Raw genomic sequence first — 20,188 nt, forward strand, 5'->3', positions numbered from 1 at the left:
GGCGTACGATGCCAGTTTGCCGTATGAAAGCGACGTCGAGAAGAGGCTTCAGTCGGCTGATTAGCAGCAGACTCACCGGTTAAAGCAGTGAGCCTGCTTGTTTATTAGCGCGTTACGCTAACATCTTTTAGCGTCACGGGGCTTTCAGGTTTATCACCTACCTGCATAGCGACCGGAACGAAAATGTTAAGGTCTTGCAGCCAGGCGAGTTTGTCATGACTTCCCGCCTGGCCTTCGTTAGTTTCATGACACTCAACTAACAGATATTTGCCGCTAAACTGAGGGGAAATTTTACCTGCATCTCCCTCGCCCGTAACGTTGCAACTTAACGCTGAAGCCGTCACTTTCTTGTCGGAATCGATATCGTCCCACCGCGCCTGGTATCGCTGACCAGCCACCAGCGGAAAATGCAGATCCGTCTGCAACTTATTAAGCAGCGAGGCGCCACTACTGATCGACATGGTGAACTTCAGCTGTAGCTGATTAGCCAGCGTTAAGCGTTGCACCGTCCAGATGCCATAGTCTTCCAGCTTGCGTATATAACCATCCCTTTGTGCATCCAGCTGGACTTTGATCTTACCTTGCGCGCTGACTTGCGTATAACGAACCTGCTTAAAGCGCGGAAGGGCCCAGGGTTTGATCAGTAACTGCGCCTGCTGCTCAATTGCCGCTGAAAGGGGGAATTTATTCAGCCACTGCGGATTATTATTACTCAGATCGGGCAGGGATGGCCCCATGAGCTTCGATTCGGGCTTATGGGCGGCGGGGACAAAATGCCCTTTGGCGGTGAAGGCTTTTCCTGCTGGCAACTGACAAAGCTGCTCGAAGCGTTGCGTCTTTTGCGCGTCAATTTTGAACTCATCCTTGCGGCGCACAAGATCCGCAGTAATAAGCGAGTCCGTAACGCGGCCTTCGCTGTCAATGTTCATTAATGCGACAACGGCTCCCTGATGCGTTGTACAGTTATACAGGTAATGCTCAATCTTTAATCCAAGCGGCGCGTCAAACGGCGGTTCCCAGATAATATCCGCAAAGTCATATCCCATACGTACCGATAAAATATCATCAATACGTTTGATGTTGTTAACATCGACCAAATCGGTTATGCCGACGCTATCTGTTGCGGATAATCTTTCCCAGCGAGCCTCTTTTATCGGTAACTGACAAACCATGCTGATATCCTCAGCGGTCATCTGCCTGTCATCCTGTGCCGGCGCGTAACGAAGGTAGCTGTTTCCGTAAAAGCGAGTCTGAGTCAACCCTTTATCATTCAGCCAGTCTTTATACAGAAGCTGTGCTTTGCCCTGTTTACAATCCACGGATCGCCACTCCTGAACTGTTTTTCCGTTATTGAGGTTTAGCGACACCATGTAATTCACACGATCGTGGATTCTGGTTATATAAAAGGGAGGAATGTTACCCCCTGTCGATACCGGCTTATCAACAGCCTGAGCGAAAGAAAACGGCAGCAGAGACAGAAAAAAAAGGGGGCGCAGTAAAGGCCGTATGCTGTACATATATGATCCTTCATATCGAGTAAGAAATGTGGGTATCGGCACCAGGACGTTGATTGTTAGCCTTACTTGATGTGTAAAGCCTGGCCTGAGGTAAGCTATTATCGCTGGTGGCACATAGCGGACACATGCAAAAGCGAGCAGACTCAATGCGTGTGCTGTACCCACAACATCACTCTCTCCCGTTTTATAAAAACCTGAATGGTAACTATGAACAATGTTTTGCCCCTGCTTGACGTGCAAAACGTGACTTTTTCCGTTGGTGAACGTCAGCTACTGCAACCCGTATCTGTGCAATTACATCAGGGCGACTCCCTGTTGCTGACCGGCCCCTCTGGAAGCGGAAAAAGCACACTTTTGAAAATTCTTGCTTCGCTTGTCACCCCAACGTCCGGACATATCCGTTTTAAAAACAGTGATATCACGACGCTCAGTCCAGAGAGCTATCGTCAGCAGGTCTCGTACTGTTTTCAGACTCCGCAGCTGTTTGGCCAGACGGTATATGAAAACCTTGCGTTGCCATGGCAGATTCGCCGGCAAAAACCCCAGCGGGATAAAATGGTTGCTGGGCTGGAGAGCGTCAATCTCTCTGCGGATATGCTGAATAAATCTGTAGAACAACTTTCAGGCGGAGAAAAGCAGCGTATCGGACTGCTGCGTAATCTGCAGTTTATGCCTGAGGTACTGTTACTGGATGAAGTCACCAGCGCCCTCGATGAAGAGAACAGGCTGGCAGTGCTTTCATTGATTAACCGGATCTCAGCCGAAGAGAAGGTAGCCGTGGTGCGGATCAGTCATGGTGTAAATGATATTCAGCAGGCTGAGCATGTGCTTCGCCTTGAGCCGCCAAAAAAGGAGAACAGGCGTGAATCAGCATAATATCAGTGATACCTCGCTAATACTGTCGCTCTCTCTGGTCATGATAGCGTTGCTTATCAGCCAGAAAAAAAAGCTCGGTATGGGCAAAGATATTCTCTGGAGCGTTTGTCGGGCGATTATACAACTGGTTATCGTCGGCTTTGTGCTGAAATCGATTTTTGATATCAATAATAGCTGGCTGACGGTGCTGATGGTGCTGTTTATCTGCGTCAATGCCGCGATCAATGCCCGTAAACGCGGTCGAAATATTGCTAACGTTTTTGCGATATCCTTTGCCGCTATTTTTAGCGGCACCGTTATCACGCTTACTATTCTGGTATTAAGTGGCGCGATAGCCTTTGTGCCGATGCAGGTCATTCCCATCTCAGGGATGATCGCGGGGAACGCCATGGTCGCGGTAGGGCTGTGTTACAGCAATCTGAACCAGCGCTTCAGCGACAACCACCAGAAAATAATGGAAATGCTGAGCCTTGGCGCGTCGGTAAAAATGTCGTCGGGCCGCATTATTGCTGACAGTATTCGTACAGCCATGATCCCGACAGTAGATGCGGCCAAAACCGTTGGGCTGGTCAGTTTGCCGGGTATGATGTCCGGGCTGATATTCGCGGGAATAGACCCGCTAAAGGCGATTAAATATCAGATTATGGTGACATTTATGCTTATAGGGACCGCCAGCCTCTCAACCATCATCGCGGTCTACTTATCCTATCGACGATTTTACAATGCCAGGTCACAGCTAAAAATGTCCGATAAACAGGGAGATTAGCCTGATCGTCATTCCTCTGTGCGTTTCATTCTGCGTAACTAAACGCAATTTAGCGGAGATGATTTCTTAGCTAATGCTTGTCTTTCGAATTCACGTCGCTGATTGTGGATGAAGAGAGGCATTTAAGGTTGGTAGTGTATGCTCAACAAAAAGAGGAAGCTGAACGTCCTGATTAGCCATTTGACAGGGACCAACATTCTCAGGCTGCGTTCTGACTGGTATGCATCACTGGAGGCCGCTTCTGGCACAGTGCCGGCTTTATCAGAGGTATCTTCAGGATTAAGCGAGTAGCAGGCTGAATATTCCCAGCCTGCTCAGCAAAGCGTTGATGAGACGCTGATATATAAAACGCAGTCAGCGTTGAAAGGCCATCTTACGCCCTGACGGGTCTGTCAACGACATTGCCTAACGCATTCCGCAGCGCCGGCTCGGCATATTTGCTGATGAGCCAGGCGATATAATAGAGCACGGTGACCACGACCACTGGCAGCGCTATCATCACCGCCTCACTCTTAATATAACCGTTCAGCTTAATCATCATGGCGATCATCAGGTTTTCATGAATCAGATAGAGCGCGTAACTGACAAAGCCAATGGCGGTGAAAAAGCGCACCGAAAGCCAGCGCTCCATCTGTTTTGAATAAAAGCTGGCGATAAAAAAGAGCATCACCATTAATAATGGTACTACTGAAATAATGCCGTCGTGTTTAACGTAGTAGCTGAAGTTAATCAGCAGCCCCAGTAATACCAGGAGATAGTGATAGCCTTTATCGCGCCCGTGTAAGCGTTCATAAACCAGACAACCCACCATAAACCAGGCGTAATGAATAAAGCCGAATTTTGAAATAACATCAATCAATAAGGGATGGCCAAATGATTTCATTACCGAAGATGCCGAAAGTAATAACATCGGCACGAGCAGCGCCGGCAGGCAATATTTTCGTCCGATGGTGAAATAGACGGCGCCGATAATCAGGTAAAACAATGCTTCGACATATAATGACCAGAACGAGCCCGCCATGGAGCTGAATTCAACGCCGGTAAATTGCGTCAGGGTTTCGGGATTGACAAATATCAGGCCGGGAATGAGATTCCTGCTTTCTGTGGTAATTACTGACGATTCGGTAAAAAATCCGCCAGCGATATAAAGCAGCAGACTGGCGATCAGCATCGCCGGAAACAGGCGCAGCCAGCGTTTTTTCAGGAAGTGTTTATAACTACGCGATTTATCCAGCGTCATAAAAATGACAAAACCGGAGATCATAAAAAATAGCTGCACGCCTACCCAGCCGAATGCCAGCAGCGGAATATGTTGTGTCGTCGCCACGTAAGGTAATAGTTCTGGCCATCGTGCATAGGCATGATAAGCAATGACCATCAGGATGGCTAAACCGCGCATGCCATCGAGATGCGTAATACGTGCGTGCATATATTCCCTTAGTAAAGAAAAATGGTGCAAAGTGTTAAGGCTAAATTAACACTGACATAGATTTACACTCAACCAGAATTATCCTGGAAAACTGCGTATAAAATAAGCGCGAACTGATGGCTGTGAGGAATTAACAGGGCAATGCTCTGAGCCGTTATGGCGGTAATATTATCGCTGGCGACAGGTCTGCCGTGAGCAAAAAGCGCAAAATATCATTCGGCTGGTTTTCAGGAACCTGCTTTTTTTAAAAGCGAATTAAGTCCAGCTTCCGTTGTCTTCTGACGTTAACCATAGTCATCCTGGCCTGGAGCTATATGCTAAATTCATCTACATTACAAATTTATTATCAAGAGGAGAGGGTGGCGCGCCATTGGGAGGGATTTTCTCTTTATCTTTCACTTTTATTCTTTGCAAGCAAAATACTTAGCAGGCTTATAAAATAATTAGCAGACTTATAAGTTATCCATATTTTACGGGCGCAATACCGGTATAGCGGGTAAATGCAACGCTAAAAGCGCTGGCTGAGCGATAGCCGACGCGCTCGGCCACTTCGAATACCGCCATATTTTTCCCGCGTAGCAGTTTTTTCGCCAGCGCCATTCGCCAGGTCAGCAAATAATCCATCGGCGCCATGCCCACCGTTTCACGGAAGCGTACAAAGAACGCGGAACGCGATAGCGCTGCTGCTTTCGCCAGTTCGGCGCCCGTCCAGCTATGCTCTGGCCTGGCGTGAATGGCCCGGATCGCCGCTGCCACGCGTTCATCGGCCAGTCCACTCATTACGCCGGGGCATGCGCTACCCAGCGGTATCGAGCGTAACGCTTCGATCAATAACAGCTCCAGCAATCGTTCCAGGACGATATCGCGCGCCGAACGTTGCGCGCGGCATTCGTCCATCACCAGCTGCACCAGCAAAGTCAGCCGCGATTCACCGCGAACATGAATGACCTGCGGCAGCAGCGAGACAATCAGCCCAGCATCGGGCGCATCGAAGTGGCAATAGCCAATCAGGGTTTGCACGTCGGCAGATTGTTCTGGATCGCCTATCCAGAATTCACCAGGGCCGAGCATTTGCGGCAGGGTGTCCGGCGCATCGGCTGCGGGCGGTTCGACGCTGCTCATAGAAAATTCCAGCGCGGCGGGGATGAGCACAAAGTCCCCAGGCTCCAGATTGATCGGCGGGTTTCCTTTCAGTGTGAGCTGACTGCGGCCTTCCAGCAGCAGGCAATAGAACGGCTGACCGGTTTCGTTGCGTTGTACCCGCCAGCGGCCGTTGGCGCACACGCGCTTAGAGAATGCCGCTTGCGGTTGTAGCAGCGAGACGATTTCAGCTAAAGGATCGATCATCTGGACTCCTGCGAATGAATGCTGGACTGTGCATTATAGTGCGTACATAAAACTGACTATATAGTAATCACCTACCTCAACACCAGCAGGAGTAAATTGTGAAAACGATCTTAATCACCGGATGTTCTTCAGGCTTTGGCCATGAAACGGCGCGTTATTTTCTTGAACGCGGCTGGAACGTGATCGCCACCATGCGTAATCCCCGGGCCGATCTGTTTCCGGATGCCGATAATCTGCGTCTGCTGCCGCTGGATGTCAGCAACGAGGAGAGCATCAGGCAGGCTATCGCAGAAGCGGGCGAGATTGATGTTCTGGTGAACAACGCCGGAATAGGTGTGCTCGCCGCGCTGGAAGGTATGGAGATGTCCACGGTGCGCGAGGTATTCGAAACCAATACGCTCGGCACTATCGCGATGACGCAGGCTGTACTGCCTCAGTTTCGCGCGAGACAAAGCGGCACGGTGATTAACGTCACCTCTACCGTGACGCTTAAATCTCTGCCCTTGCTGGCTGTTTATACGGCAAGCAAGGCAGCGGTGAACGCCTTTACCGAATCGCTGGCGCTAGAGTTACAGCCTTTCAACATCAACGTGCGTCTGGTTCTGCCGGGCCTGGCTCCAACCACGGATTTCGGCAAAAACGCCAGGTCGCGCATGGAAAACACCCAGCCTGAACCCTATCAGCCGCTGCTGGATCGCGTGTTTAGCGGAATGCAGCAGCCGCAACCCACCACCAAAGCGATTGACGTTGCGGAAGCGATATGGCGTGCCGCCACCGATCCCAGCGCACCGCTGCGTATTCCTGCGGGAGACGATGCGGTGGCGCTGATGCATGAAGTAGGTTAATCCTGCGCGTTCGCGACTGCCACTCTTCCTGTCAGTGGCAGCTCGCCATTTCATCAGGGACTTCCTGCTGGCCGCGGGGTCAGTCAACGATCAAGACGATTCTGGATATGTTATTTGAGTTTTTGTGATGAGACATTGCTTGCCGGTAGTATGTCAGCCAGCTTACTGGTTTGCGGTAAATGAAAAGTGGGCGTTCACATCTACTCTCATGTTCAAGCTGGTTCTTGCCGATAACAGATCCATGACTCGCTATAGAAAGGAAAATAAAATGACGCACGGAAAAGCTGCCTGGGTGTTGCCAGCCATTATGCTGTACGCCGCCAGAGCTGGAGCGGCCACGAGAGAAGAAATTGAGCGCTTCGAAAACGCCCAGCCGCCAGGCACGGTGTTGATCTGCCAGGGCGAGGGGAGTCTTTCAGCCGGGACGCATCGCATAACGGTCAGGAATAAGGTACGCGGGGAGATCCTCTCTTTTCAAGACGGGCGACAGCGTTCTCGCGCCGAGAGCATCGGTACTGTAGATGGCGCGGTTTATGCCCGATATACCTATGAAGTGACCTCATGGCTGGAACAGGATGCAGAGGTGACTGAACTCGATCCGGACAGCGTCCACGTCATTTTCCCTGAGAATAAAAAAGAGGCTGATGAGATAGCCCACTTTGTTCGTGTCAATGGCACTACCCGCCTGCGGTTTGAGGACTTCGACGCCACCCACTTTCCGGCCTGGGAGATTGCGCCTGCTCCCGACGACCCGACCGGCATGCGCTACCACTGCAAGCCTGAGTGATATCCGCGACGCGCTTTAGCTGCCGTGGAGGATAATCCCTGAGACGGTTACAGGTCTCAGAATCTGATAGAACCAGCTATCCGTTAACAGTGTTCGTTATGATGGACGCTGTTATTTTATTGCTGCTGTTGATTACTCTACTCGCTAAGTAAATACGCTACGGTCTCATGCCCATAATCTGCTCTACCTTGATGCAAAGCGCGGTGGGGAGCCTGAGTATGCTGCTCCTTGTCTGGCATGTGACGTTCTTCTTCTATTAATGAAGTATCGCCTATTAAGATATCTTTAAAATGGTGTGAGCAATCACTGGTCCGTAATGCTTAAAAATCCTCAATTTCTCTGAGGCCGCGCCAGCAGCGGCCAACTGACTCTGTCACCATCACGCCCGGTGCAGGTACAAATTCGGTTAACAGATGGTAGACGGCATCCATCAGCTCTTGTTTAGAGATATCTCCCTGATAGGTAAATATATCTCTGGGGAGCCAGTAAGTTTTATCACTGTCGTCAGCGATGCTGTGCCGGAATCCATTGTCGTTCATGGCATTGCGCAATCGCCTGTACTCTTCAGCCGCGTTTACTTTCCCACGGAGTTCAATTGAGATGTCATATACTGGCATGGGAATCGCCCTTAACTGTGGATAGAAATTTAAGTTTACTTTAGTTTGGCGGTTTTGCCAGTTCCTTGCTCTCTATTTAAAAAAGAAAAGGCGTAAGCCGCTGGTCCGTACTACAGGCAGAGGCTTACGCGCAGAGTCAATTCGCTTTCGGGCATCCCTCAGAGCAGATGCCCGTTTAACCTCAGAACAGCACCGAGTAGTTCAGCCCAAAGGTCCGTCCGCGCCCCTTATAGGTATAAAGAGCTGCGTCGCCGTAGGTCGGGCTATAGAGCCCCGGCGCCCGTTGGCCCCACACCGTGGTGTAATCTTTATCCAGCAGGTTCTCCACGCTGAAACTGAGTTTGCCGACCGGCAGCGCATAGCTTCCCAGCAGGTCAACGGTGTTATAGCCGTTGATTTTCTTGCCGTCCGCATCGGAAACGTCAAAGGTTTGCGTGCTCTGCACGCGCAGGTTCCAGTCGCCAGGCGCCCAGTTCAGCCAGGCGCTGACTTTTGACGGGCTGGCGCTGTCGATGGTCAGCTTCTCCCATTTACCCTCGACGCGCGTTTCAGATTTAATGACGTTGAAGTTAGAGCCGGTGCTCCATTCGCTGTCGTTAAAGAAGTAATCAACCTGGCCTTCCACGCCGTAAATGCGACGCTTATCGTCATCCAGGTTAATCGTCATATCGGTTTTATTGATGCTGATGGTTTTATCCGACAGCGAATAGTAAGCCGCCAGCTGGGTGCGCAGGTTATCGCCGGTATAGCGCCAGCCGAGCTCGTAAGAGTCGACTTTGATCCCATCGAGCTTCGAATCATTGACGTTAACGCTGTTGGTGAGGTTGTAATGCCCGTTCGTCAGGCGATAGGTGCCGGAGCCGTAATATTTGGCCAGATCGGGGATCTCAAAGCCCTGCGAGAAGTTAAACCAGACCTGCTGGCGCTCGGTCAGACGACCCAGAATGCCGGCATTGAAGAGCAGGTTATTGTAATCGGTCGAGCCGCCCGGCACCGCATCCGCCGAGTTGGCCTGGCCGGTGGCGATCGCCTGCTGCTGGGCATAGCCGACAAAGTCGTCCACTTTGTTTTTCGTATACTGATACCGCACGCCGCCGCTCAGCGTGATGGCGTCGATGTCGTAGCTCGACTGCAGGAACGGCGCAAGATTGGTGATGCTATAGCCTGGATAGCGCCCGACGTTATAGGCATTTTTTAGCGTCATGCCGCCGCTTTGCGCCGCGGTATTCAGGTCAAAAAACTGCTGATTGGCGTCAAAGGTCTCATGGTCGGCGTCAACGCCGTAAGTCAGCGTCAGGGCATCGAGCGGCTGGCTGTTGAGGGTCAGTTTGCCGCCATAGAAATCGGTCTTTTGCTGTGAGGCGCCGATACTGGAGACGCGGTTGCGGGTAAGGGTAGGGAAAGGATAGAAGGTCAGGCTCTCGTCGCGATAGTAAACCTGCGCCACCAGATCCTGGCCGAAAAAGTCGGTATTGGAGTACTGCACATTGATCAGATGGCGTTCGGTGCCGGGCAGGCGGTCGGAGTCGAGATTGCCTGAGTTATAGGCGCTGCCGGAGCCGGTTACCGCCGAGAAATTCTCGCCCAGATAGAGGCCGTGCTTGCCGTCCGATTCGCTCTTGAAGTACTGCGTGGTGAGCTGCAGCTGCTGGTTCTCATCGATATTGAGCGTGCCCGTGCCCATCACATCCAGACGATCAGAGTACTGCAGCCCGGTTTGGGTATTGTCGATAATCGCCTCGTTGCCTTTGCCGTCGTACCAGCCGCCGTAGCGCTGATACGCAACCGACAGGCGACCCGAGGCCTTGTCGTCGCCGCCGCTCACCGCCGCCGCGACGTTCTCATCATGATCGTTATGGCTGTTGAACCCGCTTTTGACGCCGGTTTGCAGCTCTGCCTGCGTGCCCGGCTGGCCTTTTTTAGTGACGATATTAATTAAGCCGCCGGTACTGCCACCGCCATAGAGCGAGGTCGCGCCTGAAATCACCTCGATACGCTCGATGTTGAAAGGATCGATCGCGTCCAGCTGGCGGCTGTCGCTGCGTGACGAGTTAAGGCGAACGCCGTCCACCATCACCATCATCGAGCGACCGCGCATGTTCATACCGTAGTTGGTGCGTCCCTGACTGCTGACGTCCATGCCGGGAATGAGCTGCGCCAGCACCTCTTTTAACTCCTTGCCACCCTGAACCTGCTGCTCAATTTCATCCTGCTCGATAATCCAGGTGGTTTGCGCCATTTCCGCCACGCTGCGGTGCGAGCGGCTGGCGGAGACCACCATTTGATCCTCTTTTATCTCTTCGGCCCAGGCGCCGGAAGAGAGCATCGCGAGTAAACAAGGATTTAAAACCCACAGATACGGCTGTTTCATTTTTTATTTTTTTCCGATGACGTGTTCAAAACTGAACTGTATTAACGGTGTGTTGAGGATCCCGATCGTGATTTTCCGGCTGCTGCGTGCGCCACTGGATCACGCCAGGGGTGGTGCTCAGCTCGAACGGCTCTGCCGGGTGCGCACGGTTAAGAATGCGGGCGGCGCGCCAGGCCATCAGGCTGAGCTGGGGTTCCGCAATGCCCAGACGCTGCATCCCGGCATTGACGGCAAAAAGGCTGTTGCTTTCCGGTCCGTCCCAGTTAAGGGTGAAGTCGGTGTTGATCTGGAAATTTTCGTCGCGATCGAGCTGCAGACGATGCGCAACAGGCGCCAGAAAAGCGGGACGCGCCGAGCGGTAGCCGGTGGCGAAAATCACCACGTCGGTCGTCAGCTGCTCTTCGCCGCGATCGAGATGGTGACGCAGCCTCAGCTGCTGCGCCTCCTGCGCCTGCTCAAGCGAGATCACCGAGCGCGACGGCATCAGGCGCGCCCAGGGCTGCTCGCGCAGCACCTCAAAGCGGTGATACATCGCCCGATAGATGGCGAGAAGCGACTCGCTGGTGATGCCGTCTGAGGTCATCTTCTGCTCGTTCAGCATCTGCTGGCGCGCGCTTTCGTCCAGCGTCGAGAAGCTTTCCAGGTACTCCGGCGTGAAGTACTCGTTGGCGAAGGCGGCTTCATCCAGCGCGTTGAAGTTATTCCTGCGCGACACCCAGTTCAGGGCTGCGGGCTGGCCCCATTCGCCGCGGAAGATATTGAGAAACAGGTCGGCGCCGCTCTGGCCACCACCGACGATGGTAACGCGCTTGCCGTGCAGGTCCGGCCGACGCAGCATCATTTCGCTGGCGTGAAAGCAGCGATCGCTCTGTTCGGTGACGCACGCCGGCAGCCTGGCCTGCTTTCCAATGCCGAGACAGACATGGCGTGCCTGGAAACAGTCATGCGCGGTTTCAACCGTGAACAGACGCGTCGCGTCGTTAAAGGTCACGCGGGTGACCGGCTGGTTAAAGGCCAGATTGCTCAGCCGCTTCGCCACCCAGGCCAGGTAGTCGGAAAACTCCTCTCTGGAGACCGTGCGCTGCTCGGTGGTGAGAAAACGGTAGAATTTCTTTTGCTGCACCAGATAGTTGACAAAGCTATAGCGGTTGGTCGGCTCGACCGCGCTTACAAGGTCTTTGAGAAAGCTGGTTTGCATTGCGCAGTCCGGCACCATCATGCCGGGATGCCAGGCGAAGTCGGATTTGCGCTCAAGAAACAGCGAGCTAAAACCGTCCAGTCCTTCCGCCAGCGCGGCGACGCTGAGGTTGAACGGGCCGATGCCTATGCCAATGAAATCATAAGGCTTCATTTTGCAGACTCCTGGGTCACCAGATAGAGAGGGTTATCGAGATCGGTAAGGTAGTTGGGCAGCATTCGGCTGCCGCCGTCGTGCTCTGAGAACCTCAGCTTTACCGGATTAAGCACGACGCGGATGATCTGAGGTTTGAAGAGATCGAACAGGGCGAAGCGATCGGCCATTGCAGGGTGTTGCGCCATATAGCGCTGCAGCACGCTGGCGAGAAGGCGATAGAAATGGCGCTCATCGATGCCCGACTGCAGCGTCAGACGGGAGATAAAACGCAGCACGGTGACAAAGTGCCCGGTCTGCAGATCGTGAATAAGATAGTCGGCGCTCAGACGCGCGGTGACCTCTTTCACCGCGGCGGGCAGCGACGCCGCCTCCGGGAAATCGCGATCGATAAGGCGCATATCGCCCTGAAAATCCTTCAGCAGAATGCGCTGCGGAATATGGTCCTTCATCACCAGCGTGACGTTCTGACCGTGCGCGATAAGCGCCACGCCGTAGCGGCACATCAGGTGATAGAAGGGGATCACCACCACGTCGAACATGCGGCTCAGCCAGTTTGCCGCATCCAGCCCCGAAGCCTTAATCCAGGCGTCAATCAGCGGGCGTCCGGCGTTGTCGGTTTCCATCAGCGCGGCCATCAGCACCGCCTGTTCGCCTGCCTGCAAGTAGCAGCCGGGGCTTTCGCGCCAGATCACGCCGAGCATCTCCTGGTAGCGATAGGGCGCCTGCGGCAGCGCGGCGTAGCCTTCGTGAGACAGGTAGCCTGCGGCCGGCTCCGCCAGAATCCGGGCGCCGGTGGCGCGCAGCGTCTCATCCTGCGCGAACTGCCGCGTTAACCAGCCGGAGGCGAGCGGCCCGGCGGCGATATACTTGCCGGGAATGCCGCGATAGCAGGAGGTGTTATAGATGGTCAGCGGCAGTTTGATATCGAACCGCGCCGCGCGGCTGACATTGGTCAGGGTGCGCAACGACTGCTGCGCCAGATAGCGGTCGCCGAAGGCGCCCAGCTCGACTATCTCGCCGCGCGCCAGCTGCGGCAGAAAGTGAATCGCGATTTTTTGCTGCCACTGCCAGGGATGAACGGGCAACGCCATCCAGCTGTCGTCGAGTCCGACTGACTGCCAGTGCTGGTGAAAACGCGTCAGCTCGGCGTCATCCATGGCGCTGGCAAGCAGGGTAGAGATGTCGCACGCCTCTTCATGGCTCCAGACCAGCTTATCGCGGCGTACCGCGACCCAGTGCAGCTGAAACCGGTTGCGGTACTCCGGCGCATAGGCGCGCAGCGCATCCAGCCCCCAGCCGCGCCGCCCTTTGTTGAAGATGAACTTGGGATGTCCGCTGAGCAGGCACTGCAGCTCATCCGCATCGAGCGCGATCAGATCGTCGGCGCTCAGCGAGCGGCGCGCTTCCAGCAGCTGCAGATCGCCGCGCAGCGTGGCATAAAGATCTTCAAGATGCTCGGCCGTCTGGGCATCGCTCATCTCCAGCGCCACGGCCAGCTGACGCAGCAGCGCGTCCGCCTCCAGCGGCCCGCCGCTGAGAGAGGCGGGATCGATATGCAGCCAGCCCCAGATGCCGCGGCTGGCGGCAAATTCCCAGCGCGCTGAGCCCACGGTGATTTCCCAGCGGCCAGCTGACCGCTCTATAGCGCGCAGCGCCTGCTCATACTCCAGCTCGGCGAGAATTTTGGCGATCATCTCGCGGTTGACGCGCTCCCACATCATAACCCTACCTCCGTAAAGAAGCGGTGGCGCTCGCTCATCACCAGGCGAGAGCGTTTGTGGGGGAAATCGAACTCCTTGAGGGTGTGATAGCCGGCAACCGGCAGATGGCGGAACAGACGCTGATTGTCGTAGCGCGGTTCAGCGACGATGCGCTGCGTACGGGGCTCGTCGAGAAACAGATAGTGCGTCAGCCCGCGCAGCCAGCTGCGAATAAAGTGCGCGCCGCGCCACGCCTCTTCGCCCACCAGCATGTGCAAACCGCGATCGTAAGGCTGCCAGCGGTAGTGACGGCCGATGCGATCTTCCGCCGCCCAGTAAATTTCGAAATAGCCGAACGGCTGGTCGTCAAAGCAGCCAATCACCGGAAAGCAATATGCGGAGTCGAGCTGCTTGCGCAGGTAGTTTTCCTGCTCCGGCTGCGGCGCCGCCATTTCCCAGAAGGCGTTGACGCGGGGCGCGTTCATCCAGCGCGTAAAGCGCGCGGCGTCCTCCGCCACGTCGGCGACGCGAAAGCTGAGCGTCCGCTTGATCTGCGGATCGTAGCGGCGATAGATTTCGCCTTCCGGCCTGGCCGGACGTACGGGATAGAAGAGCTGACGCTCATCGTCGAACTGCATTTTGCCGCTGGCCGTCGGGCGTTCGCCGCGGCGCCAGATCGGCAGCTGCCAGAAGGTTTCGCGGGAAATGTAGTCGCCGTCGACCGCCGCGAACAGCGCCTGCGCCTGCGGCTCATGCTGCCACTGCGCCCAGGGGAGATGAACGCCGCTCAGGTGCGGTGCGGCCACCAGCAGCTGATCGATCGCCTCGGCAAGCCAGCCTTCCGGTATCGCCGCTATAAACTGCAGCGCGGCGCTGTTGTCCAGCCCGAGCATGAGCGGCAACGGCTGTCCGGTCAGCGCACAGCGGAAACCGGTGTCGCCATGTACGATATGCGCGTTTGGCATCACGGCTTCTCCCTGTAGAACGGATTCTGGAAATCGAAGTAGATCACCGCCGGATCGGCGATGGTGTTTTCGTTGTGGTCGTAGAGATAGCAGTTGAAATTGCCTTTACAGTTCCAGTGTCGGCTGTCGAGCACGTAATCAAGGCTGCGGGTATCGCTGACGCGACTGCGCAACGCCGCCAGCCGGTCGCGCACCTGCGCCATCAGGCGCTCTTCGGTCTCGAAGCCTGCGGCGCCCAGCGCGGCGGTGACCGCCAGCGTGGAGTTGACCAGCAGGTAATAGGGGAAGTAGCGCAGCACCTGCTCGCGACTAAAGCGGTTTTCCGCATCCGCTTCGTCAATCTGCGCCAGCCAGTCGGCCGCGTTTTCCGTGAAGCCGCTGCCCTGGCAGTCGCGGTAGAGCAGGCCGACCGGCAGATCCTGCTGCATCTCCACCAGAATGTTTTGCTGATGCGCCAGCAGCACCAGGCCGTAATTGGCCTCGGTGCCGAACAGCGGCAGCAGTACGCGATCGCAGTAGGCGTTCAGCCAGCACTGCGCCGCCTGGGCAAGCGTCAGCCCGAGCCGAACGCTCACTCTTCTTACCGCTGCCGCCAGCAGGCTGTCGCCGCCGTCTGGCGCGGCCTGCGTCAGGCTGACCAGCACGTTGGTCTGGGTTGCCGGGGTATCGAAGAGGCTGTTGACGCGAAACGCCATCAGGCTCTCTTCCTGGATCGCGCCATCAGCGGCGCGCAACCCGGCCCAGCCATCCTCCTGCATCACGCGCATGGTGGGATAGTCCATCTGCAACGACTGCCAGCGCGGGGTCTGGGCGAGACGCGCCAGGCGCATACCGCGCTTCACCTCTTTCACCGACAGGGTCCGCACCGAATTAGTCAGACGCACGCTCAGCGAGAATTTGATCATGTCGCTGCTGGCGGGCGAGTAGAGCGAACGCGACGAGCTGGTAGGCAGCCAGGCGCTGCCGCATTCCCCTAAGTCCGCCAGCGCGCCGCTGGCGACCAGCTGCTGGCACCACGCCTGCGACAGCAGATAGCGTGCCTGCCACGGATGCATCGGGATCAGCCAGCGCTGGTCGGTAAACTGACTCAGCAGCGCGGGCGCGCTCTGCGCGGCAAAACGCAGCAGACGGGCGCGCAACGACAGGCCGAGGCTTTCGCCCGCCACATACTCGCTATCGACGGAGAGCCAGTGCAGCGGGAAGTCAGAGGCAAACTCAGGCAGATAGCGGCGCGCTTCTGCTTCATCAAAAGGCTCGTGCGATTTCGGGGCTGGGTGGAATGCGTGTCCCACCAGCAGCGCCTGTTCGGCCTCAGCAAACGAAAGCGGTTTGTGGCGTAACTCAGGCCAGCGATGACGCACATTGATCGCCTGCCAGGTATTGGCATGACTTTCGCCGACGCGCTGCTGGAAACGCTCGATGACGTCGCTGCTGAGCTCCGCGCGAATAGCCGGTTTTGCCAGGGTTAGCGATACCAGGGTTGCAAAGCTGATGGCTTCGCCCTCAGGCGAATCCGGGCTGATAAGCCGCGCGGGAAACTGATACTGATGGTGCTGAGTAGGAGAGAAGTAGCGCAGCGGCAGGCGGATCGCCTGTGATGACGAAAGGGGCAGGTCAATATGTTGCCTCTGGCCGGGCGCAGCCTCGGCAACATATTTCCAGTCGCGCGTTTCCCGAAAAAGCGCATTGAGAAAGCACTGCGCCGCCACGTCAACGCCAGCCGTTTGAGAAAAGCCATCCATAAGATAATCTCACTTCTTAACTGATAATGATTATCGTTATGATAATTATTTAATTTACAAAGGCAATCATTTTTGCAATATTTGCATACATCTAATGAACTGTATATCCCTGTTTTTAACGGTGTCTTTACATTTATGTGTCAGTTATTACAGAGCAGGCGGGTATGACGGGGCCGGGTAAATCAAGCTGGCCGCTGGCTTTTTGCGCCGGGCTGCTGGGAATTGGTCAGAACGGCTTACTGGTCGTGCTGCCACAGCTGGTAGAGATGACCGGCCTGACGCTCTCGACCTGGGCCGGTTTATTGATGTTTGGTTCGATGCTGTTTCTGCCCGCCTCGCCCTGGTGGGGACGCGTCGCCGAAGTGAAGGGCTGTAAATTTGTCGTGGTGGCATCGCTGTCAGGCTATCTGGCCAGCTTCGGCATTCTGGCGCTGGCGGTCTGGCTGATGGCGGAAAAGCGGGTCGGCATGCCTGCTGGGCTTGCCGCGCTAATCCTGTCGCGGATGGTGTACGGTCTGACCGTCTCGGGTATGGTGCCCGCCGCGCAAACCTGGGCGATGCAGCGCGCTGGCGCAGAGCGGCGCATGGCGGCGCTGGCGGCGATCAGCTCCGGGCTAAGCTGCGGGAGGTTGCTGGGGCCGCCTCTGGCGGCGTTGGCGCTCAGCCTTTATCCGATGGCGCCGCTGTGGCTGATGGCCGCCGCGCCGCTCTTCGCCCTGATGCTGATCGGCCGCGAGTATGGCGATCCGCCGCTGATGCCGGTGGCGCATCATGCCGCACGCTGGCATAGCAGTTTGCTGCCGCTTCTGGCGCTGGCGGCGCTGCTCGCCCTCAGCATCAGCCTGATGCAGATCGGACTGGCGCCCGTGCTGCGCGATTACATGAGCGAGCCCGCGGCGGTCAGCCGTCATATCGCCTGGCTGCTGAGCCTGGCCGCCATCGCGACGCTGCTGGCGCAGTTTCTTGTGGTCAGGCCGCAGCGGCTGCAGATTCAGCCGCTGCTGTTTAGCGCAGCGGTATTGATGAGCGCAGGGCTGGGCATCATGGTCGTCGGCAACCTTATTTCGCTTTATGCAGGCATTGCCGTCACCTCTTTCGGCGCCGCGATGGCGACCCCAGCCTATCAGCTGATGCTTAATCAAAAACTCTCTATCGGCAAAGGCGCGGGCCTGATCGCCACCAGCCACACGCTTGGCTACGGCCTGAGCGCCTTGCTGATCCCCTTCATCACGTGGCAGTGGGGACAGCACCAGGTGCTGGCGGGCGCATGGATAGCATCGGTGATATTTTTCATGGTGGCCTGTCGGCTGCGAGTAACGGCAAGCGCGGAAAGCGCGCGCTGAACGTCAGGAAAAAATATGGACCCCATTCCAGCCTACCGCTTATTCAATGTCACCCTGCTGCGCAAAAGATGGCTCTCTCCCTCGCTGGTGAGCTGCCTCTTTACGGGCGAAGAAATAGAGATGATGAAGCGCGATGGGCCCGATCAACGCATTAAAATTCTCTTTCCGTCGTTACAGGGGATTCCCGCCTCGTTAATCGCGCATCTTCCGTGGCGCGAGCAGCTTAAAGCCTTGCCGCCCGAGCAAAGACCGATACCGCGCACCTATACGCTGCGCGCTGTTAACGCTGCCGACCGCCTGGTGGAGGTGGAGTTTGTGATTCATGGCACAGAGGGGCCCGCTTCGGCCTGGGTCATCGGCGCCGCGCCAGGCGACGCTCTGCAGATGGTCGCGCCTAACCGGCAACACGCCGCCGACAGCGGGGGATATGAGTGGCGGCCTGATCCCGAGGTAGAGCGCGCGCTGGTGGTCGCCGATGAGACGGCGCTGCCGGCGGTGAAGGGGATCCTTGAGCAGGTGGCGCAAATGGCGTCGCCGCCTGCGCTGCAGATTTTTCAGGAGGTACCGCGGGCGGAGGACTGCGTCGACTGGCGGGAATATGCCTTTGCCGAGGTCTTCTGGCTTCCCCGCGACCAAACCCGGTCGGCGCACGGCGCAGCGCTGCTGCAGGCGGTAAAGGCGAACGTCGCCGTGCCTGACTCCGCGCTCCGCGCCTCTCCGGCGTCCCTTGAGGTCGAACAGGAGAGCCTGTGGCGCAGTGCGGCGTGCAAAAACGATCGTTTTTACGGCTGGGTGGCGGCGGAGTCCTCAGCCGTCAGGCACCTCCGACGTTATCTGGTGGGTGAGCGCCAGCTGGCGAGCGAGAGCGTGAGCTTTATGGCCTACTGGAGCAAAGGTTAACCGCGTCGGTTTGCTTAATTTATCGTGCGGAAAGCGATACGGGCGGAGGCGAGCCGCACTGCGGTACGGCGCGCCTCAGAGAGACTTGTCAGGAGTTTTCAGAGGAGCGCACGGCGTAGAAGCGCGCTTTTTGCCGCTGCCGCTCCCTGCGCGGCATCACCAGGCTGGCGATGATAATCACCAGCGTCAGACCGCCGGTCGCCAGCAACTCATTTTGATGCTGCGCGTTAAATAACATGCAAACTAGCACGGTGACGATAAACAAAATGGTCAGCCAGGTCAGACCGGGAAACAGCCACATGCGGTAACTCAGCGTTTCGCCCGCTTTTTCGCGCTTTTTGCGCAGCACCAGATGAGAGAAAGCTATCACCAGATAAACCAGCAGCGCGATGGCGCCTGAGCTTGCCAGCAGGAACTCAAACACCACGCTGGGCGCCAGATAGTTAGCCACCACCGCGACAAACGCCGCCGCCGTCGAAAGCAGCACCGCAACCCATGGCGTACCGCTGCGCGTGGTGCGCGAGGCCGCCGCAGGCGCATCTTTTCGACGCGACAGGGAGTAGAGCATGCGCGAAGAGGTATAGAGCGCCGAGTTAAGGCAGCTGCAAACCGCGATCAGCACCACGACATCGACGATGAGTTTGGCGTGCGGGATATTCATGGCCTGCAGCACGGTCTGATAGGATCCGTGCTCAACCAGCGACGGCGAATTCCAGGGCACCAGCGCGACCACGAAAAATATCGACAGCAGATAGAACAGCGCGATACGCCAGATAACCGAATTGGTGGCCTGAGTGATCTGCTTGCCGGGGTTCTTCGATTCGGCGGCTGCGATGGTAATAATTTCGGTACCCATAAATGAAAACATGGTGGTCAGAATCGCCGCCATCACCTTGCCGATGCCGTTGGGCATAAATCCCTGGGTGTCATAAAGATGCTGAAGGCCGCTGGCGCCGCTGTTGGGCAGATAGCCGAATACGGCCAGGCCGGCGGCACACAGGAATGCGACGATCGCCGCGACCTTGAGCAGGGCGAACCAGAACTCGAACTCGCCGTAGTTTTTTACGCTCAGCAAATTGGTCAGGGTTAAAACCACCGTAATAGCGAGCGTAAACTGCCAGATGGCGATCTGCGGAAACCAGGCGTGCAGGATGGTGCCGGCCGCGTTCGCTTCCAGAGGGATCACCAGCACCCAAAACCACCAGTAGAGCCAGCCGATGGTAAAGCCGGCCCAGCGGCCGAGCGCCTTGTCGGCGTAGGTAGAGAACGAGCCGGAGTCCGGCAGCGACACCGCCATCTCCGCCAGCATACGCATAATCAACACCACCAGCGCGCCAGCAGCGGCATAGGCGATAAGCACCGCCGGGCCCGCCTCGGCGATAGCGTGGCCGGATCCCACAAACAGGCCTGCGCCAATCACGCCGGCAATGGACAGCATGCGCACATGGCGCGGCTTTAGATTTTGTGCCAGTGCATCTTCATTCGCACTCTGCATTCTCGTCATCAATACATCTCCAGAACGGCTCCCGGGCTTGTGTGCCCGGGACGAGCAGGGGGACAGACTCGCGGCAGCGAGCCGGGAAGCTGATACGTTTTATTTACAATTCCCGACAAAGGCTTTTATTAATG

16 protein-coding genes are annotated in these 20,188 nt (G+C 56.3%); 6 read left to right on the plus strand and 10 right to left on the minus strand.

Annotated elements, in window-relative coordinates:
* Positions 1-104 precede the first annotated feature (104 nt).
* Entirely contained in the window at positions 105-1,517 is a 1,413-nt protein-coding gene (locus PVE98_RS20445) for a hypothetical protein (RefSeq protein WP_096074084.1), read from the minus strand.
* A gap of 207 nt (positions 1,518-1,724) precedes the next feature.
* On the opposite strand from PVE98_RS20445, the gene fetA reads away from it, so the two are divergent.
* On the plus strand, positions 1,725-2,393 hold the full coding sequence (fetA, locus tag PVE98_RS20450) for an iron efflux ABC transporter ATP-binding subunit FetA (protein WP_096074083.1): 669 nt from the start codon (positions 1,725-1,727) through the stop codon (positions 2,391-2,393).
* Positions 2,380-3,159 carry an iron efflux ABC transporter permease subunit FetB gene (gene fetB, locus PVE98_RS20455; protein ID WP_096074082.1) on the plus strand — a complete coding sequence of 260 codons (780 nt, stop codon included), beginning with the start codon at positions 2,380-2,382 and terminating at the stop codon, positions 3,157-3,159. The genes fetA and fetB overlap by 14 nt, the downstream gene beginning before the upstream one ends.
* Before the next feature lie 373 nt (positions 3,160-3,532).
* On the opposite strand, the gene PVE98_RS20460 is transcribed toward fetB, so the two are convergent.
* Complete coding sequence (locus PVE98_RS20460) at positions 3,533-4,618, minus strand: acyltransferase (protein WP_333620283.1); 1,086 nt, start codon at positions 4,616-4,618, stop codon at positions 3,533-3,535.
* A gap of 429 nt (positions 4,619-5,047) precedes the next feature.
* Entirely contained in the window at positions 5,048-5,935 is an 888-nt protein-coding gene (locus PVE98_RS20465; RefSeq protein WP_096074080.1) for an AraC family transcriptional regulator, read from the minus strand.
* A 98-nt stretch (positions 5,936-6,033) separates the two neighbouring features.
* On the opposite strand from PVE98_RS20465, the gene PVE98_RS20470 reads away from it, so the two are divergent.
* Positions 6,034-6,780 (plus strand): SDR family oxidoreductase, encoded by a 747-nt coding sequence (locus PVE98_RS20470; protein ID WP_096074079.1) that lies wholly within the window; start codon positions 6,034-6,036, stop codon positions 6,778-6,780.
* 268 nt (positions 6,781-7,048) lie between these two features.
* On the plus strand, positions 7,049-7,567 hold the full coding sequence (locus PVE98_RS20475; RefSeq protein WP_333620282.1) for a hypothetical protein: 519 nt from the start codon (positions 7,049-7,051) through the stop codon (positions 7,565-7,567).
* Positions 7,568-7,887: 320 nt separating this feature from the next.
* On the opposite strand, the gene PVE98_RS20480 is transcribed toward PVE98_RS20475, so the two are convergent.
* The 6 genes from PVE98_RS20480 to PVE98_RS20505 form a co-directional block, all read right to left on the minus strand.
* Positions 7,888-8,184 carry a hypothetical protein gene (locus tag PVE98_RS20480; RefSeq protein WP_033748410.1) on the minus strand — a complete coding sequence of 99 codons (297 nt, stop codon included), beginning with the start codon at positions 8,182-8,184 and terminating at the stop codon, positions 7,888-7,890.
* 181 nt (positions 8,185-8,365) lie between these two features.
* Positions 8,366-10,555: a TonB-dependent siderophore receptor gene (locus PVE98_RS20485; RefSeq protein WP_096074077.1), complete on the minus strand. Its 2,190-nt coding sequence runs from the start codon at positions 10,553-10,555 to the stop codon at positions 8,366-8,368.
* Positions 10,556-10,580: 25 nt separating this feature from the next.
* Positions 10,581-11,906 carry a lysine N(6)-hydroxylase/L-ornithine N(5)-oxygenase family protein gene (locus tag PVE98_RS20490; protein ID WP_096074076.1) on the minus strand — a complete coding sequence of 442 codons (1,326 nt, stop codon included), beginning with the start codon at positions 11,904-11,906 and terminating at the stop codon, positions 10,581-10,583.
* Positions 11,903-13,630: an IucA/IucC family siderophore biosynthesis protein gene (iucC, locus tag PVE98_RS20495; RefSeq protein ID WP_096074075.1), complete on the minus strand. Its 1,728-nt coding sequence runs from the start codon at positions 13,628-13,630 to the stop codon at positions 11,903-11,905. Before iucC ends, PVE98_RS20490 begins: the two co-directional genes overlap by 4 nt.
* Positions 13,627-14,574, minus strand: a complete 948-nt coding sequence (locus PVE98_RS20500) for a GNAT family N-acetyltransferase (protein WP_096074074.1) — start codon at positions 14,572-14,574, stop codon at positions 13,627-13,629. The genes iucC and PVE98_RS20500 overlap by 4 nt, the downstream gene beginning before the upstream one ends.
* The gene (locus PVE98_RS20505) at positions 14,574-16,316 is read right to left on the minus strand and encodes an IucA/IucC family siderophore biosynthesis protein (RefSeq protein WP_096074073.1); all 1,743 of its coding nucleotides are present in this window, start codon (positions 16,314-16,316) and stop codon (positions 14,574-14,576) included. Before PVE98_RS20505 ends, PVE98_RS20500 begins: the two co-directional genes overlap by 1 nt.
* Before the next feature lie 164 nt (positions 16,317-16,480).
* Here PVE98_RS20505 and PVE98_RS20510 point away from each other — a divergent pair, with 164 nt between their 5' ends.
* Entirely contained in the window at positions 16,481-17,659 is a 1,179-nt protein-coding gene (locus PVE98_RS20510) for an MFS transporter (protein ID WP_096074072.1), read from the plus strand.
* A gap of 15 nt (positions 17,660-17,674) precedes the next feature.
* Entirely contained in the window at positions 17,675-18,559 is an 885-nt protein-coding gene (locus tag PVE98_RS20515; protein ID WP_096074071.1) for a siderophore-interacting protein, read from the plus strand.
* An 88-nt stretch (positions 18,560-18,647) separates the two neighbouring features.
* On the opposite strand, the gene gabP is transcribed toward PVE98_RS20515, so the two are convergent.
* A complete protein-coding gene (gene gabP, locus PVE98_RS20520; RefSeq protein ID WP_072010391.1) occupies positions 18,648-20,063 on the minus strand; it encodes a GABA permease in 1,416 nt (471 codons plus the stop codon).
* Positions 20,064-20,188 lie beyond the last annotated feature (125 nt).

Origin of the sequence: Pantoea sp. GABEPS69, from assembly GCF_045780835.1 — a bacterium.
GTDB classification, from domain to species: Bacteria; Pseudomonadota; Gammaproteobacteria; order Enterobacterales; family Enterobacteriaceae; genus Pantoea; species Pantoea septica.